Origin of the sequence: Entomoplasma freundtii (assembly GCF_002804205.1) — a bacterium.
GTDB lineage: Bacteria > Bacillota_I > Bacilli_A > Mycoplasmatales > Mycoplasmataceae > Williamsoniiplasma > Williamsoniiplasma freundtii.
Window position 1 is genome coordinate 1 of sequence record NZ_CP024962.1, and the last position, 18,371, is coordinate 18,371.

An 18,371-nucleotide genomic window follows, 5' to 3' on the forward strand; every position below is an offset into this window, starting at 1 on the left:
ATGATTAGTCGGGGTAGAACTATGTCTGACAAAGAACTTTGATCAACCATTAAGACAAAATTAGCGGCTGACCAAACAGTAAACCAAGAGATTTATAATACTTATTTAGCAAATGCTCGTTTTGTGGCCGCTCCACAAAATGCCTTTTTTCTTGTCATCCAATCCACTTTTGGGGTTCGTTTAGTAGAGCCGTTATTAAAGCAAATTTCGACATTAATAAAGGAAGAAACCCAAGTTACACCAAATTTAAAGGCCTTATCAACTGACCGCTGGGAGAAAGAAGAAGCTAACCTTTTAAAAGTGACTATTTCTGAAGTCCAAACTAAAAAAACGAGCTTGGCTTCCAAAAACTATGAGTTCAGTTTTAAACATTTTGTTAGCGGTCCAAGCAACTTTCAAGCCTTTAAAGCTGCTCAAGCTACTGTGCAAAGCCCTGGAAAATGAAATCCCTTATTTATTTATGGGCCTAGTGGGTTAGGCAAAACTCACCTCCTAAATGCCATTGCCTACGAGTTCCGAAGCCTTTATCCACACCTTAAGGTTCTCTATATTTCTAGTGATGATTTTGCTAGACAAGTAGTTGGAAACTTGCAAAAAGGTCATTTCGAAATCGAACAATTTAAAAGCGAAATCAATGCTTATGACATTTTATTAATTGATGATGTTCAATTCCTGGCTAAAAAGGACAAAACAAACGAAGTTCTCTTCACTGTTTTTAATCATTTTGCTGAAAATGGTAAGCAACTTATCTTCTCTAGTGATAAATTACCTGACCAATTAAATGGTTTTGACATGCGTTTAATTACCCGTTTTAACCAAGGTTTGGCAATCCCCATCCAATCATTGGATTTTAATACCGCTAAGGCCATTACAAAGATTGAGTTTGCGAGACAAGACCTCACAAACAGGGTTAAAGATGAAGTTATTGAGTATATTGCCCAATTCTTTGCTAATGACGTACGGAAAATTAAGGGGTCGGTCACAAAAATTAACTTTTGGATTATGACTAACGCCCTTGAAGGACCACTTGATTTACGAATGTTGCAAGATCTTTTCAAAGATATGCCAACTAGTAATCTCGGGGAACTAAATACAAAACGCATCAAAGAGGTCGTGGCTGATAAATATGGTATTGCTGTGAAATTGCTTGACGGCAAAGCCCGCGTTTCGAACGTTGCCACCGCTCGACATGTCTCCATGTACTTGACCAAAGAAATTTTGGGGCATAGTTTATCCCAAATCGGTGCAGAATTTGGGGGAAGGGACCATACTACTGTCATGAGTGGAATTAAAAAAATTAAAAAAAATATGGAAGCCAGTGCTGAATTTAGGAAAAACGTGGAAGCAATTAGGAATAAAATCGTGAGTTAAATACTTCTAAAAATACGTATTTAAAAGGCTTTTAAAGATAAATTCAGAGCCTTTTCCACTTTTAAACACCATAATAATAAAGATAAAAAATAAAAAAGAAAATCTTGACTGAAAAACCATCCTTAAGATTTTCAAAAGAAACATGAGGAAAACCCAATGGAATTTAAAATTAACCGTAACGTTTTGCTAGACAATTTAAATAAAGCTAATCGAATTATTGACTTCAAAGCTGTCAATCCCACATTAACAGGGATTCTTTTGGATGTTTCACCAAATCAAGTCACAATCACCTCAACTAATAATTCATTATCATTCAAAGCCTATCTAAATAGTGACAATGCTCAATTGGAAGTTGCAACTACAGGGAAAATCCTTTTAAAAGGCAAATATATTTTAGAAATGCTTCGTCGTCTCGATCAGGAAATTGTAACGTTAGTCAACATTGAGAATTCTGAACTAACAATTAAGAATTCAAATACTGAATTTAATTGTGGATTACTAGAGTCAGAAGAATATCCACTTCTTGGTTTTAAGGAACGTGGTGTTGAGATTAACCTCAAACCAACTAGTTTCCGTCGTGCCTTAAGTCAAACGATTGTGTCAATTGATGAAACAAATAAGAAAATGATTTTGACAGGAATGAATTTCCGCATACAAAACCAAGCTTTAATGGTTTCTACAACCGACATGCACCGAATAAGCCAAAAAAAGATTTCTTTGGATATTGATTCATCAACACAATGTAACGTAACTGTTCCCTATAAAACTGTTGTTGAGTTAATGCGCTTATTGGATGGGGTCAAGGTTCTTAAAATGGTGGTTTCTGAGGGCTACCTAACTTTCCTAATGGATAATATGGTTTTCCAAAGCACCCTAATTGATGGCCAATACCCACTGGTTGAGGGAGTTTTCCCCAAAGACTTTAATTTAACTTTAAAAGTTAACCAAAAAGTTTTCTTAAAAGCCCTAAGTCGTGCAGATTTGTCCGCTGAAACTGGACTGGCACCGATAATTAACCTTAATATCCAACAAACTAAAATGGTGATGAAAGCTGATTTAGTAGAAATTGGTAATTTTGAAGAAGACTTCTTTGACTTTGAAAGTGATGCCACTATGCCAATGACAATTAATTTCAACCTCAAATATTTAATCGAAGCCATTCGTTCATTTAATGATAATCTTGAGCTGAAATTTGTCGGTTCAACCAATCCACTTTTGATTACTCAAGTTGATGATGAAAATTTAAAACAAGTAATTCTACCAACATACATTAGTAATTAGGTATCATAATAACGATGATAAAAACTATTCACGAAGTTTTTGTGGTTGAAGGTAAAACCGATACCCAAAAACTACAAAAAATTCTTGGTCCCAATGTCAAGACTCTTGAAACCCACGGTTTGCGCCTCGACCAAGAATTTTTTGCTTTTTTAAACCAACTTAATCATCAATGTGGACTAATCATTTTTACTGATCCAGATACAGCAGGTCAAAAAATCCGGCAACGACTTTTAAACGTTTTGGATGGTCCAGTCAAGCAAGCTTTTTTGCCAAAGACCGCTTTCAACTCCAAAAAAAAGAAAAAAGGGGTGGCAGAAGCTGATGATGAGGCCATCCTTACGGTTTTAAACCAATTAATGACCTTTGATGCGTGCCAAAGTGATTGCCTTACTTGGACTGAATATTTAAAACTTAATCTAAATGACAAAAAGCAACGTGACCTTTTAGCACAAAAGTTACATTGACCAACAACATTAACTAGTAAAACTTTTTATAAATGGTTGAATTGAAGCGGTCAAACCCAAGAAAAAATTAGAATCTTATTGGAGGATTAGAAAATGACAATCCAAGCAAAAAAACACTTTGGGCAAAATTTTATTAAAGACCCTGGGTTAATTCAAAAGATTGTTAATTTAATCCCTAGTTCACCAGAACCTGGTTTAGTGATTGAAATCGGTCCTGGAAAAGGCGCCCTAACTCGCGAACTAATCAAGCGTTTTCCCCAGGTTGTAGCTATCGAAATTGATTCCGATTTAGCGGACTATTTAGCAACCACAATTGACTCACCAAAACTTGAAATCATAAACGAAGATGTTTTAGAAATTAATTTTGAACAGTTAATCCAGAAATACGGTAAACCCAACCAACCAGTTTATTTGATTTCAAATTTACCATATTACATTACTAGTCCGATTTTATTCCAAGTGTTTGCTAATTCCCAAATCTTTCATAAAGCAATTTTTATGATGCAACAAGAAGTTGCTCAGCGGTTGACAGCTGAAAAAAATGAGCACAACTATAACAATCTATCTGTTGTCGCAAGTTTTTTTGGGGATAAAAGGTATGAATTCTTAGTTAAAAGCCATTATTTTCAGCCTCAACCAAAAGTTGACTCCGCCGTTATTAGTTTGACATTCAAAAATGATTTTTTACAAAAAGTAACCAATCCGGATTTGTTTGTAGCTTTTGTACGTCAACTCTTTAATAACCGTCGAAAAACCATTTTAAATAACCTTGGTACTTACTTAGGCGACAAACAAAAAGCTAAATTAGTTCTTGAGCAAGTAAAAATTGATCCTCAAAAACGCCCTGAAAATTTAGGATTGACCGAGTTTCTAGAAATTTTTGAACTTCTTGATTCATAAACGTAAAATCAAAACGAGGTAAAAATGACTTGAGCAATTTTTCGCAAACAAACTTTTCGTAATCTCAAAAATAATTGAAGCATTATTGCTTTAATTTTTGCTTTTGTAATCATCGGAGTTAGTTTGGCGGCTGGAGTTAGTTCTTATCTCTTTAATGCCTACCACTTTACTGTTGAACGAGGTTTTAAAAATGGGTCTTTTGATGCCATGGTCATCAAAAATGGGTTACGTTGGGACGAACAACAGGATTCTCAACCACAAGACCTTTTTTTGACAAAAAATGAACAAGAAAAATTTGAAGAAATTGTAAAGACCGATAAAACTAACGACTTTACAACTGAAGAACGTCATGAAATTTACCGCTTCGTTCTTGCCCACGAGGGTTATATCCAATCACTTTTATATGATGCCAATCATCCAAGTTTTATTCAGGGCAACAATATCAAAGTGATTCAAGATTGGTTGAATGATTTAAAGCAATTTAATGGAAATCTTCTTGCTTATTACCTCTATTACCGTACTCCAGAAGCTTTTGACAAAAATTGAGATGTTCGCACCCATGATTTATTTCTTCAACGACCAACCACTTTTTTAGACAAGGAAGTTGATATTGAATTATTAACTTATAATGACAATTGGGTAAAAAACCCTAATAGTTATAAACTGCTCAATAATGGAGAAACTAATGAACCATCCCTTTTTCGTCAAGAGGACTTTACTTACAATCTTGGTGTTTCTTATGATGAATATCAAAAGCTTTTAAGTCCCCAAGCCATTCATCGACCCCTTTTTGTCACTGATAAAAGTTTGAAAAACTTTAATTTAAAAATTGGTCAAGAATTAATTATTGTTAACAAGGAAATGCCGCCCGATAAACGCCTTGATAAATATATTATTGTTGGCACGGCGATTATGTCCTCCAACATGATGGTGATGAATGAATATTTAACTGCTTTTATGCCTTTTAATTATTTTTGAGATCAAATTCAAAGCCAAGAAAATTACATCAAATTTGAAATCTACATTAGTACCAATCAAGACAGTTATAAAGGTTTTCCAACACGTTATAAAAAGGTAGAGCAACGAATTCGTGATGCTAATATTTTCCGCGGTCAAAGCGGCCTTGATAAAAGTGAATGACCATCATTAATTAATTCCAAGCCTCCAGGGTCCTATTATGCCTATTATACTTTTTGAATTTCCAACATTAGTATTGTCGTACTCGTAATTGTGTCGACAATCTTTCTAATATTTTTTGTGATTCTTTTCACCACTAACCAACTTATTGAAAATAATAAGCGAACCTTACAATTCTTGAAATGTCTTGGTTTTGGTAATGCGGAACTATCATTTTTAAATATGGCAAATGTTCTCTTGCCAATTTTCCTCGGTTTATTAATTGGTTTCCCTTTTTCTTTTGTAATTCAAAATCTAATATCTTTCCTTCTTGAAAGCCAGTACCCAATGGTTCTAAATTATTGAATGATTAGCCCTTGGATGATTTTGATTTACATTGCGATTTGTCTTTTTGTTTTAGCGATTTTCTTTGTAACCAACTTTATTGTTTTGAGTCGTCACAATATTCTCGAAGTTCGCGAATCAAAAATTATTAAACACATCAAATCGGGACGTTTGCGTCAATGAGTTTATAACCATGTTTCAACAAATACAAAAATTGCCTTTGCTATTAATGGCGCTAATATTCGTAAAAGTGTGATTACCACGATAGTTCTTACAGTCACTTATTCAGTGATTCTTTTTGGAGTTGGTTTCAAAGAATCAATCAATTATCAAGGACGTTCCGCAATTCATTATTATGCCCCTTATAAAAACTATTCTTTAACCGAATCATCACTATTCACAGTACCATCAGAACAACAACCAAAAGATAACGACCAACCGTGGGATTGACGTTCAAGTCAAGATCCTTTACTTTTGGGTGACGATGACATTGAAGAAAATTCAGAACTTAAACCAATTAATGATGGGCAAGATGTTTTGGAAGCTCTTCGCGATGGTCCCTATAATTATTATTTGACATCTGCAGTGATTGATAATTGAGTGAGTTCGGTAGGTGGCGACTCGGAAAATCCCTTTGAAGAAGCTTTAGAGAAGCTTCAGGCTTGATTAAAAGAAAACGGCATTGCCGAAGGTGTTGTTACTGAAACATTAAAAAGCATTAGTGTTATTTATGATAATTACCAAAATTTAAAACTCCAATTATCTTCTTTATACGATTGAGATTGAGAAGCTAAAGATGAAAAGGGCGACCCTAAAAACAAACTTTATTTTATTGCTGGTCGATTTATCGCTACAAATACAAATGGTCGCACAATGTCACTTGAAGCCCACATCAACCAACGGGTGAAAGGCAATACGCCACCAAACTCGATTCAAGGAATTGGTCTCTTAGATACCGAAATTCAACAAAAAATGGGTCTAAGTGGTACTAATGATAGATATTTAAATGTTAAACTTTCCCAAAGTTTAGCTAATAAATTAGGAATTACGAAAACTGAGTTAGCTTTCAATAACCCAACTTTTGATTTATCAATTCCTTTAAATCGAAACACTAGTCATGCAATAAAAGTGCGGGCTCGAGTTGTTGAAATTATTAAATCCGAATTTGTAGACGACCGAATTTTTTACGGTATCAATAATTTGAAAGCCCTTTTAAGAGCTGATAGTGTAACAGTTGTTAATAAAGATAATGATCAGATTTTCAATGACCAATTCCTCTTTTTTAAAACTGAAATGTTAGCTGATGAAGGTCCCGCCAAAGATAAGGGTGCTTTCCAATTTGCCAATGGAATCTTTAGCGAAGAAAAAGTACCTAACGCCTTGCGTTATGTCACACTACCTTTGAATTATAATGATGGTAGTTCAATTAACGATTTCGCTGACGGAGGAGATAAAACAGAATTGGTTGTATCTGATTACAAACTTTTAGCTTTAATGATTGCCGATGTCACTAAGAGTTATATGCGTTTGATTAATAACATTACGATTATTTTTGTTCTTTTAACTGCTGTTGTGGCCCTACTATTGACTTACTTATTTTTAGTTAAAAACCGCGCCAATATTCTCTTATTTAAATCACTTGGTTATTCAACGCCTCATATTAGCAACTTTATGATTTGAGGATATCTTTTAGCGGCCATAATCGGGGTTGGTTTAGCCATTGGAATCTCTGTGCTCGTCGTTAGTCTTTTAGGAACGGTCTTTAACGATGCTTACAATATAACGATTACTTTCACCTTTACCTGACGTTACTCAATCTTGATTGTTGCCTTACCAATCATCTTTATTGTTTTGATTTTAGGATCACTTGGTGCTTATACATATCGACAAGATCCGAAAGATGTTCTAGTCTACGGGTAATTTCGGTGGATTAAGTTTGAAACCACCATCCAAATTTATCCAAATCCATTTAAACCGCAAAAAAGCCTTTATTTTTGCGGTTTTTTCTTTCTCGTGAGGGGGTAACGAGAGACCAAAAACCACGCTAAAGTTGCGTAAAATGCGGTATAATATATATAAATTGTTAAGAATGTGAAGGTGGCCAAATGTCCGAAAATTATGGATCAGATTCGATTAAGGTATTAAAGGGATTAGAAGCGGTTCGAAAAAGACCCGGAATGTATATTGGTTCAACATCTAAAGCAGGTTTACACCATTTAGTGTGAGAGATTTTAGATAATTCCATTGATGAGGCCATGGCCGGTTATGCTAATCGTATCGTAGTTACAATCACCAAAGATGGTGAAGTGGTAGTTGAAGATAATGGTCGTGGTATTCCGGTTGGAGTACAACACGATACTGGTCGCTCTGCTTTAGAATTAGTTTTCACTCAACTCCATGCTGGAGGAAAATTTGACTCTGATTCTTATAAAATATCTGGTGGTCTTCATGGTGTAGGAGCCTCGGTTGTCAATGCCCTAAGTGAATATGTTGATGTTCTTGTAAAACGTGAAGGAAAAGTTTACCACCAAGTCTTTAGTCATGGTGGAACTAAACAAAGTGCCTTAGAAGTGATCGATACAACAAACGAAACAGGAACTGTTGTACGCTTTAAACCCGATCCAACTATTTTTCAAGAAACCGTTATTTTTGACTACATCACTATCAAAAACAAAGTGAAACAATTAGCTTATTTAAATAAAGGTATTGAAATCACCCTTATTGATTATCGTATTGATAAAACCATAACCTACCACTTTCCTAACGGAATCCTTGATTATGTTCGTGAAGAAAATGCCAACAAACAACCAATTAATCCCAATATTTTCTATGTTGATGGAAAATATGACGGTGTTGAAGTGGAAGTGGCTCTTCAATATAATGCCGATTATAACGACAACTTAATCACCTTTGTTAATAACATTAATACTCACGAAGGGGGAACTCATGAAGATGGAATTCGTCAAGCCCTAGTTCGAACAATTAATCGTTATGCCGAAAAAGTGGCCAAAAATGGTGCTAAAAGTGCCCAAAAATTTGGTTGAGATGATATCAAAGAAGGAATGATTGGAATTCTATCAATTCGTCATAGCGATCCCTCTTTTGAAGGCCAAACAAAAACAAAATTAAGTAATCTTAATGCCAAAAAAGCAGTTGATAATGTTGTCGGTGATGCTTTTGAAGAATTTTTAATGAAATCACCCTTAGATGCAAAAGCTATCCTTGATAAAAATAGTACGGCGCAAAAAGCTCGTTTAGCTGCCCAAAGAGCACGTGAAGAAACTCGTCGTAAGGGGGCTTTGGACACCTTTTCATTGCCTGGTAAATTAGCTGATTGTGAAACAAAAGATCCAACCATTGCTGAACTTTACTTAGTGGAAGGGGATTCGGCCGGGGGAAGTGCGAAAACAGGGCGTAACCGTTTCTTCCAAGCCATTTTACCTTTGCGAGGAAAAGTTTTAAACGTTGAAAAAGTTCAAGAAGCTCGCGCTTTTAGTAATAACGAAATTAAATCGATTGTTACTGCCGTTGGTTGTGGTATCAAAGAAGATGTTAATGTTTGCAAACTTCGTTATAACAAAATTGTAATTATGACTGATGCCGATGTTGATGGGGCCCATATTCGTACTTTATTACTAACCTTCTTTTATCGTTACATGAAGGATTTAGTGCGCCATGGACATATCTATATTGCTCAACCACCACTTTACAAAATCGAAGCGGGTAAAAAGGTAGCCTACGCCTATTCTGACCAACAACTAGAAGATTTTAAAAATGGTGATTACAAAAACTTGCGTTACACAATTCAACGCTATAAAGGGTTAGGAGAAATGGATCCCTTGCAACTTTGGGAAACAACAATGAATCCTGAGTTTAGAACCATGCTCCAAGTCACTTTAGAAGACGCCGCTATTGCTAATGAAGTCTTTTCTAATTTGATGGGGGAAGATCCTGAACTACGTCGTGATTTCATCCAAGAAAACGCTTCGTTTGTCGAAAATATCGATTATTAAACCCATTAATCATTTTTAAAAATTATGTATTTGTCTATTTATTCAATTTAACAAAATAATAAATAACCTAGGAGAGAATAAAACAATGTCAAACCAAAAAACCACAATTTATAATGCCGGAAGTATGTTTACTGAAGCCCAATGAAATACTCGTAAATTAGAAGGCGAAGCCCTTCGTAAACTTTTCCCTGATTTTGAAGTTTTAAACCCTGTTGATTTTGATACTAACCAAGCCGTTAGACCAACCAACCTTGATATTTTTGAAAAGGATTACGAAGGTCTTTCAAAATCAAAATATGTCATTATTGAAATCGATGGTTGAGATTCTGGTACCCATATGGAATATGGATTAATGTTTGAACAAGCTTTGCATAATTCAAATAAATACCTTTTCTGTGTAATGTCGGATTTCCGTGTTCCTCAAGGACTTTTAAAAGGCGAAATTCCAGGCTTTGGAATTAACGAAATGATTAGTGGTTCATTCTTTTATCCACCACTTAACCAAGGTGAAGTACCCCAATTAATTGTTTGTTCTTCACATGCTAAAGCTCGCGAAGCCATTAAAGCCATTGAAGATGGTCAAACTCAAGATTACTGTCAACGTTTTGATAAAAAATTCCTTTATACTCGTGACGATATGTACCATGGTTTTGAAAAAAACGACGACCGCAAAAAGGCTTAGTGATCACTAAGATAAAAAATGACTCAAATAACTGAAAATAGAAAGCAAGGTGATTGCTAATGAGCGAAGATAATAAAGAATTAAAACCGTTCAACCATGGCAAAATCGAGCCCATCGATATTGCCGCCGAAATTCGAAAGGACTTTTTAGAATACGCCATGAGCGTTATTGTATCGCGAGCTTTACCCGATTTAAAAGATGGTTTAAAACCGGTACAACGTCGAATTATTTACGCAATGGATGACTTAGGAATCACTGCTGATAAACCTCATAAAAAATCAGCTCGTATTGTTGGAGAAGTAATTGGTAAATATCACCCCCATGGTGATACAGCGGTTTATGAAGCAATGGTCCGCATGGCTCAAGATTTTTCTTTCCGCTACCCTTTGGTTGATGGTCACGGAAACTTTGGTTCAATCGATGGTGATGGGGCTGCGGCAATGCGTTATACTGAAGCGCGGTTGACAAAAGTTTCTCAACAACTAATTGCAGATATTGATATGGACACGGTGCCATTTATTGATAACTACGATGCTAGTGAAAAAGAACCTGCCTATTTAACCGGTTATTTTCCGAACCTTTTGGCCAATGGAGCTGTTGGAATTGCGGTGGGGATGGCTACATCAATTCCACCCCATAATCTTCGTGAAGTGGTTGGAGCAATTAATGCCTATATTGATAACCCTAACATCACCATTGACGAAATTTTAGATAACCACATTTTGGGTCCTGATTTTCCAACCGGAGCTTTGGTAACGGTTGGAAATCGAATGCGTGAAGGCTACCATACTGGACGTGGATCGGTAACGGTTCGTGCCAAGATTTCTATTGAAGAAGATAATCGTCATTCGCGTTTAATAATTACCGAAATCCCTTACCAAACAAATAAAGCTCGCATCATTGAACGAATTGCTGAACTAGCCAAAGAAAAAACCATTGAAGGCATTAGTGATATTCGCGATGAATCAAATTACAAAGGAATGCGTGTTGTAATTGATTTAAAACGTGATGCAAATCCCGAAGTGGTCTTATCAAAAATTTATAAATATACGGCTTTACAATCAAGTTTCTCTTTAAATTTACTAGCCTTACATAATAACATTCCGACACTTTTAGACTTAAAAACAATTATTAAAAACTATGTTGAATACCAAATCAATATCATCATTAAACGTTCATTATTTGAAAAAAACAAATTAGAAAAACGTTTTCATATTTTGGAAGCCCTAAATAAAGCGCTTGATGATGTTGATAATGTTATTCAAATTCTTCGTAGTTCAAAGACTAGTGAAGAAGCTAAGACTAAACTAACAACAAGCTTTGGTTTTGATGAAGAACAAAATAAGGCCATTCTCGATATTCGTCTTCAACGTTTGGTTGCTTTAGAGCGTACTAAAATTATGGAAGAAATGGACCAAATTAAAATTCGTTTAACTTACTTAAATAATTTAATTCAAGAACCAAGTGCTCAAAATAGTGCCCTCAAGTCTCATTTGCAAACGATTGCTGACAAATTCGGTGATGATCGTCGTAGTCAACCAATTAGTGAATCATCAATTAATATTGATGATGAAGAGCTAATCCCTGATTTAAAAATGATGGTGGTGCTCTCACAAGATGGCTATATTCGTCGGATTGATCCAGAAGAATTCCGCGTTCAAAAACGTGGAGGTCGTGGAGTCATGGTTAACTCCAATCACGATGACCCAATTGTTTTAGCGACAATGGGGAAAACTCATGATTGAATTCTTTTCTTTACTAATTCTGGTAAAGTTTTCCGCACAAAAGGTTATAACATTCGTAAATACTCGCGAACTAATCGTGGGTTACCAATTGTTAACTTCTTAAACGGTTTAGAGCCAAAAGACCAAATTACAGCGATTTTACCGTTGCGTAACAAAAAAGAAAAGTTCAAATACCTAACTTTCGTGACGGCTAAAGGACAAATTAAACGAACCCCGTTAGACCAATTTGACAAAATTAACCAAAATGGAAAAATTGCGATTTCCTTAAGAGATGGTGACGAATTGGTCACTGCTTTTCCAACAACGGGCAACGACACAATTATGATTGCCAACCGAAGTGGAAAAGTGATTCGTATTAACGAAGATTTAGTTAGACCACTTTCAAGAACTGCTAGTGGAGTTAAAGCGATTAAACTTGATGAAGGTGATACGGTTGTTGGAGCCGTTACCTCCTTTAAAGTTGAACACGTAACTACCCTTTCTTCAAAAGGAAGTTTCAAAAAGACTGCTCTTGACCAATACCGTATTTCTGGCCGCAACGGAAAAGGTATTAAGGTTATGAACCTTAACGATGGAAAATTTGCCGCCATTTTAGCGGCTCGTGAAACCGATCTTTTATTAATCATTTCTAGTGATGGAAATTTAATTAAAGTTCGTGCTTCAGATATTCCGACCCTTGGTCGTTCAACTGCGGGGGTTAGAGGAATTCGTCTCCAAGAAGGTAGTGAAATTCAAGCGGTCACTTTGCAATATCGTAAGCATGGTGAGGAAAACCAAGACTTCGAAGAAGATTAAAACGGTGAAGTGATTTTCAATAAAACAAAAATCAACAACCCTAATTTAAACAAAAAACTGTTTAGCGAAAGCTAAACAGTTTTTTGTTTTTCTAGAATTTTCTAAAAATTATATTATTGAGAAACTTGTTCTTTCATCATTGGTACAAGAATAACTGCTCCTAAGCAACCACAAGCAATTAAAAAAATGAAAACGGCATTTCAACTAACATTAATTAAACCGAAACCAATGATTACTTTTGACATTAAGGCATCTCCCAAATAACCAGCAATTCCTAAAACTCCTCCGGCGGTGGAGACAACTTTATGATGGGAAAACTCACTTACCATAATTGGTAAGAAGCATTGAGGGATGAAAATAAACCCTGCAAGCAACATAAAACAAACTAACGGCGCTATTGACTTAAGGCCTCCAGTTAATCAAATCCCAACTAAAGCTAAAGTGGCAATACTAATCACACCAATTGTTAAAGGCACGAAATGTTTTAAATATTTATTCGCCAATAAACCAATAATTAAAGTAAAAGCCAAACCACCCCAATCAAACATGGAGTAAATTCACTTACCCTCTTTTTTCATATCGTAATTATGGACATCTTTTAAAAACATTAATGATCAGTCACTTAAGCCCATTCGCAATGTATAAATTAATAAATTGGAAATTGCTAAAAACCAAACAAATTTATTTTTTAAAATATATTTCACAAAAAAATAACTTCATGATTTTGTGCTTTCATCAACACCTTTGTTTTGTTGCTGACGTTTTTCACCAATTAAATTCATCTTATAATATTCCTTTAGCGGTGGTAACCCAACACTTTCTGGAGTATCTTTCAACAAGATAATAACCATGACTCCCATCACCAAACTAATGATACTTGGAAGAATAAAATAACTTAAAGTACCAAAAACTTCCGAGAACAAAGTAAATGACCCCAAAATAATGAAAGTGGCCATTGCGCTCCCAATGTTATGAGCTACATTTCAAGAAATAATCCTGTTCCGACGACTTTTGTTAGGGAATCAATTATAGAAGAAACGAACTGATGGAGTCGCTCCAAAACTATGCACCCAACCAATAGCAACCATTAAAATACAACTCAAAATAATTGGTGTTAGCACCGGTACTGTTTGTAACCAACTAAGCCCCAATAAAAAGTTAATTATTCCAGCGCCAATTAAGCCTAACCCTAAAAGTCATTTATTGGACTTTGTATCAGAAAGTGGGGAAGACACAAACTTTGAAACCCCGTAGGCAATTGAGAAAATTAATCCAATCAAGGCATATTCGGAAGTCCCAATGGTGCCGTTAGCCATTAATTGGCTTCCGACAACGGTCCATTGTTTACGGGTAATGTAATAAACCATATAACTAACGAAAACTGTTCAAAAAACTATGTTTTGGTTCTTTTTGTATTCCTTGTGAAGGACGAAGTCATAAATATTTTCTGGTTTTAAAGCTTCAACATTTTCCTTCACATTCAAAAATTTAAACCATTGTTTTTTACTCGATGACGTTACAGGAGTTTGTGATTGTAATGATTTCTCGCCTCCGTCTTCTGGACGATTAACTACGTCTTTAGCCATGAACTTCTCCTATCAAGTCATTTAAATCATTAATAACACGAGTGGCTGAAATAAAGTCTTTTAGCCTTACCCCAGATGAAGTGCGGTGTCCACCACCGCCATATTTTCTAGCTATTTCATTAATAACTAAATTATGTGACCGTAGTTCTCCACGGATTTCTCCATTCTGACCTTCGCAGAAAAAGGCTCAAATGGGGCAATCCTTAAGATTCCCAAGAAGAGCGACATAATCATAGGCAGCATGATCAGAAGTCACCTTAAGTTTGGCTAAATTTTCTTGAGTAAGAAAAAGGTAAGCAACCCCCTTATCGGTTGTTTTGAAATTATTATAGACATATGATCTAAAGCCTAAATCCTCTTTTTCAACTGCATACATCTCTTGATAAAGCGCAGCTAAATCAAACCCTTGCTTTAATAGAAAAGCAGCGAGTTCGAATGTGCGTGGTTGCGGGAACCGCACAAGAAAACGGTCAGAATCAGTCACAATCCCATGGTAAATAATTTTAGCCGTTGGAGCATCAATCTTAAGATTTTCACTTTGGATAAAATGTGCTAAAAGTTCAGAACAAGCACAATAATCAGGACGGACTAAATTAATATCACCATAAGAATCGTCACTAGGATGGTGGTCAATTTTAATGATTTTTTTAGCAAGTTGTCAACGGTTTGTTTCATCAATACGGGCTTTATTAGCTGTATCGCCAATAATTACAAGACTATCGCTAAAATCTTGGTCAGTAATGGTATCAAAGTCATGCCCAATAAAATTAAGACGCGAATTTGGCTTACCGCTAATTTTAACGGTCTTATCTGGCCAATTTAATTTAATTATATTTCGGAGACCAAATTGAAACCCATAGGCATCCCCATCGGGCAAAATATGGCGAAGAATAATAATTTTATCGAATTGTTTAATCGCATTGATAATTTCTTGGAATTCCTTCATAAAACTCTCCTCCTACCTAAGTAATAACATTATTTAGTGATTATTAGACAGAAAAATTTTGGAACAAATTTTTACTAGTTTCAAAGGAGAACATTTTATTTAAATCATGTTTTTTTATAAAAAGTCAGGGGAACCTGATGATTGTTTTACTTTTTCTTAAATGAAATAAGGTTCTCAAATGCCAAAAGTCTCTATTAGTTATAACTTTTTACTAAAAAATGTAAGGATAGCATTAATTTTTAAATTGCTCTGAATTAAAAGGACTAAGGGTGTTACACATTAACAAAAATTTTTTTTACTTGTGGTTTTGGCATAAGCAGGTATACTATTAGCAATTATTAAAAAGAGTCTTTCTTAGAATTTTAACCTTCTAATTTACAAGCTTCAGAGCTAAGAAGAACAATTCTTCATATAATAAACCATTGTTCAATAATTTTTATAAATTTTATATTTAGAGAAATAGAGCGTGATTCAAGTATGATAAATAAAAAATTCCTCGTTTCGCAATTGAAGAATTTAATGTTTGTGATTTTAATTATTGGCATTCTTATGGGACTTGTTAGTTTGCTAGGTTTGTCAAGTTTGAGTTTTTCTGGCTATAACAGAATCGAAAAAAGTGGGAGTACCGTGAGCACCCATTTGGTTCCTGGCGGAGCAGATTTATTAAAATATGGTTTCTTTTACACAAGTGCGCCGATTTTAATTGTTGTTTATAGTTTGGTGAGCGTTATTAATTTATTTCTTAAAGAAAATTCTAAGGGTTATTTAGAATCATGACTTACGACAACAATGTCGCGTGCCACAATTTATTGAACTAAATTCTTAGCTTATGTTTTAGGTTATTTAATTATCATGTTTTTTACATTTATTATTCAAATGATTTTTTACGGAGCCCTGCTCACTGACTTTAAGTTAGGAATTGGTCGTTTGTTATTAACCGAGCTCGCCCTATTCCTCTTTTTATTCATGATTATAATTTTGATTTGGTTTGGCGCCACTGCTTTTAACCGGACCTCAACAACAGTTATAGTGGTCCTCACTTTATTCTTTTTCTTCATCGTGATGTGGGTTATTAGTGAGATTGGCTCACTTACCAATAATCAAATAATGATTAATTTTAAATATGCAACGATTTTCTCTCTTTTTAACGATTGCTTAATTTTTCAAGAAGGTGGAGAGATTGTTAATAAGAATCCAGGACTTATTTATGAATATGGCAAACTTTTGCCAATCCAGAAAATGGCTTTTGTTTGACAACTACCGACCATGCTAGTGATAGCGATTACTTTTACTATTCCTGGTCTTTATATTTATAAAAACCGTAGTTTTTATATTTAAAAATAAAAACAAGGATACTAGAAAGGCTTGCAATGAGACAAAATGCGATTGAATTAAAAAAGCTTACGAAAGAATATGCGCCAGGCGTGGGTTGCTTTGATATTAACTTAACAGTGAAAACCGGAGAAGTTTATGGCTTTATTGGACCGAATGGAGCTGGAAAAACCACGGTTATTCGCCAAATGGTTAGCTTTGTAAAACCAACGAGTGGTGAAGCCAAAATTTTTAATATTGAGGCCTGAGGAAACTCTCAAAAAACTATGAAAACACTTGGGTATTTATCTGGAGAAGTAAATTTACCTCCTTATTTAACAGGTTTAAATTATTTAAAAACAATTGCCGCCATTCGCCAAGATGTTGATTGAGAATATGCAGAAAAATTAATTAATTTTCTTGAATTGGATGCTAACCGAAAAATTTCAAAAATGTCCAAAGGAATGAAGCAAAAGGTGGCCATCGTGAAAGCTTTTATGTCTAAGCCTCAATTGCTAATTCTTGATGAACCGACATCTGGTCTTGATCCCTTAATGCAAGAAAGGTTTGAAAAAATTTTATATAAAGCTAAAGAAAACGGTACCACCGTTTTCATAAGTTCTCATATTTTCGGTGAGATTGATAAACTTTGTGACCGGATTGGCTTTATTAAAAAAGGCCACTTAATTAAAGAAGCTAATTTAGATGAACTGCGTTTGAAAAGCCCCAAAATTTATACCATCCAGTTTCCAAAACTAAGTGAGATGGTACGTTATTTAAAAATGGCGCCCTTTACTATCTTAAAAGTATCTAAAAATAAAGCTTTAATTGAACTCGAAATCGAACCTGAAAAAACCAAGTCCTTCCTTAATAGTCTTCAAAACTTTGAAATTATTAAATTAGGTGAAAAACCATTTAGCCTTGAAAATTATTTTAAAGAACTTTATGAAAACGAGGACTTTTCCTAATGATAAACCGTGGATTACTCAAATATTCATTAAAAAGAATCTGAATATTAATTTTGGTTTGTGGTTTAGCCTTAGCTTTTGCTTTGGTAGCTGGTATTTCTGGATCTAATAGTTTTGCTGATAATCGCAATAATAGCTCTGGTATTACCATTACCGGAACTGCTGTTGATTTTCGTGAATACTTTTTACACACTTTTGCGCCATTAATTTTTATTGTTTATGGTTTGACAGTCACAATTATTTTAGTAATGGAAGAAGTTAATGACGGGGCCTTGGAATCTTGACTAACAACTCCGTTATCGCGAGGACAAATTTTTTTAACAAGAACTTTAAGTGCTATCATGGGTTACCTTTTAATCGTGGTTTTTAACTTTCTTGTTCAACTAATTTTGTTTGGTGCCCTTTTAAGAGATTTTAAAGAAACTTTCAGTGTCCTTGTCTTAACTGATTTGTCGCTTTATATGAGTGGTTTTTTAACTTTAGCAATTACTTGGATTTTAGGAACACTTTTTAAGAATGTTCTAGTAGGTTCGTTAGTAATTTCGGCCTTGATGGCCTTATTTTGAATCGCAACATTGTTAAGCACCTTTGCTCTAACATCTAACCCAGATTCATCTTTTAAAATCCTTCGCTACTTTACTATTTTCTCCCTGGTTAATGATGGATTTTGGTATCAGGAGGCTACTAATGGTCTAGCGAAATTAATGCCCATTAAAGCTCTTGATTTCGCCTGACAGATCCCGACAATGTTAGTTTCAGGTAATGTTTTGCTTTATGGTGGTTATAAAATTTTTAATTACCAAAGCTTTAGTTTTAATGTTAAATAAAGAAAACTTTAATATAGAAAG

General features: G+C 34.8%; 13 protein-coding genes. 11 read left to right on the forward strand and 2 right to left on the reverse strand.

Features of this window, described 5'->3' with window-relative positions; all coding sequences use genetic code 4:
• Window positions 1-21: 21 nt before the first annotated feature.
• The 8 genes from dnaA to gyrA all read left to right on the forward strand — a co-directional run bounded on the left by dnaA (window position 22) and on the right by gyrA (window position 12,712).
• Entirely contained in the window at window positions 22-1,371 is a 1,350-nt protein-coding gene (gene dnaA, locus EFREU_RS00005) for a chromosomal replication initiator protein DnaA (RefSeq protein ID WP_166666714.1), read from the forward strand.
• A 156-nt stretch (window positions 1,372-1,527) separates the two neighbouring features.
• Entirely contained in the window at window positions 1,528-2,652 is a 1,125-nt protein-coding gene (gene dnaN, locus EFREU_RS00010; protein ID WP_100608997.1) for a DNA polymerase III subunit beta, read from the forward strand.
• A gap of 14 nt (window positions 2,653-2,666) precedes the next feature.
• Window positions 2,667-3,206, forward strand: coding sequence for a ribonuclease M5 (gene rnmV / locus EFREU_RS00015; RefSeq protein ID WP_100608998.1), 540 nt, complete (start codon window positions 2,667-2,669; stop codon window positions 3,204-3,206).
• A 3-nt stretch (window positions 3,207-3,209) separates the two neighbouring features.
• A complete protein-coding gene (gene rsmA, locus EFREU_RS00020; protein WP_100608999.1) occupies window positions 3,210-4,016 on the forward strand; it encodes a 16S rRNA (adenine(1518)-N(6)/adenine(1519)-N(6))-dimethyltransferase RsmA in 807 nt (268 codons plus the stop codon).
• Between the two features lie 24 nt (window positions 4,017-4,040).
• Window positions 4,041-7,397: an FtsX-like permease family protein gene (locus EFREU_RS00025; protein ID WP_100609000.1), complete on the forward strand. Its 3,357-nt coding sequence runs from the start codon at window positions 4,041-4,043 to the stop codon at window positions 7,395-7,397.
• Window positions 7,398-7,582: 185 nt separating this feature from the next.
• Window positions 7,583-9,490, forward strand: coding sequence for a DNA topoisomerase (ATP-hydrolyzing) subunit B (gene gyrB, locus EFREU_RS00030; RefSeq protein ID WP_100609001.1), 1,908 nt, complete (start codon window positions 7,583-7,585; stop codon window positions 9,488-9,490).
• A gap of 85 nt (window positions 9,491-9,575) precedes the next feature.
• Window positions 9,576-10,172, forward strand: a complete 597-nt coding sequence (locus EFREU_RS00035) for a nucleoside 2-deoxyribosyltransferase (RefSeq protein ID WP_100609002.1) — start codon at window positions 9,576-9,578, stop codon at window positions 10,170-10,172.
• A 59-nt stretch (window positions 10,173-10,231) separates the two neighbouring features.
• Entirely contained in the window at window positions 10,232-12,712 is a 2,481-nt protein-coding gene (gene gyrA, locus EFREU_RS00040; protein ID WP_100609003.1) for a DNA gyrase subunit A, read from the forward strand.
• Between the two features lie 113 nt (window positions 12,713-12,825).
• Here gyrA and EFREU_RS00045 read toward each other — a convergent pair whose 3' ends face one another.
• Both EFREU_RS00045 and EFREU_RS00050 read right to left on the reverse strand, forming a co-directional pair.
• Window positions 12,826-14,298, reverse strand: coding sequence for an MFS transporter (locus EFREU_RS00045; protein ID WP_198507956.1), 1,473 nt, complete (start codon window positions 14,296-14,298; stop codon window positions 12,826-12,828).
• On the reverse strand, window positions 14,291-15,244 hold the full coding sequence (locus EFREU_RS00050; RefSeq protein ID WP_100609004.1) for a DHH family phosphoesterase: 954 nt from the start codon (window positions 15,242-15,244) through the stop codon (window positions 14,291-14,293). Before EFREU_RS00050 ends, EFREU_RS00045 begins: the two co-directional genes overlap by 8 nt.
• A 477-nt stretch (window positions 15,245-15,721) precedes the next feature.
• Here EFREU_RS00050 and EFREU_RS00055 point away from each other — a divergent pair, with 477 nt between their 5' ends.
• The 3 genes from EFREU_RS00055 to EFREU_RS00065 are packed head-to-tail and all read left to right on the forward strand — an operon-like array spanning window position 15,722 to window position 18,350.
• Window positions 15,722-16,582 carry an ABC transporter permease subunit gene (locus EFREU_RS00055; RefSeq protein ID WP_134163642.1) on the forward strand — a complete coding sequence of 287 codons (861 nt, stop codon included), beginning with the start codon at window positions 15,722-15,724 and terminating at the stop codon, window positions 16,580-16,582.
• A 32-nt stretch (window positions 16,583-16,614) separates the two neighbouring features.
• Complete coding sequence (locus EFREU_RS00060) at window positions 16,615-17,523, forward strand: ABC transporter ATP-binding protein (RefSeq protein WP_100609006.1); 909 nt, start codon at window positions 16,615-16,617, stop codon at window positions 17,521-17,523.
• A complete protein-coding gene (locus tag EFREU_RS00065) occupies window positions 17,523-18,350 on the forward strand; it encodes an ABC transporter permease (protein WP_100609007.1) in 828 nt (275 codons plus the stop codon). The genes EFREU_RS00060 and EFREU_RS00065 overlap by 1 nt, the downstream gene beginning before the upstream one ends.
• The last annotated feature ends 21 nt before the right edge of the window (window positions 18,351-18,371 follow it).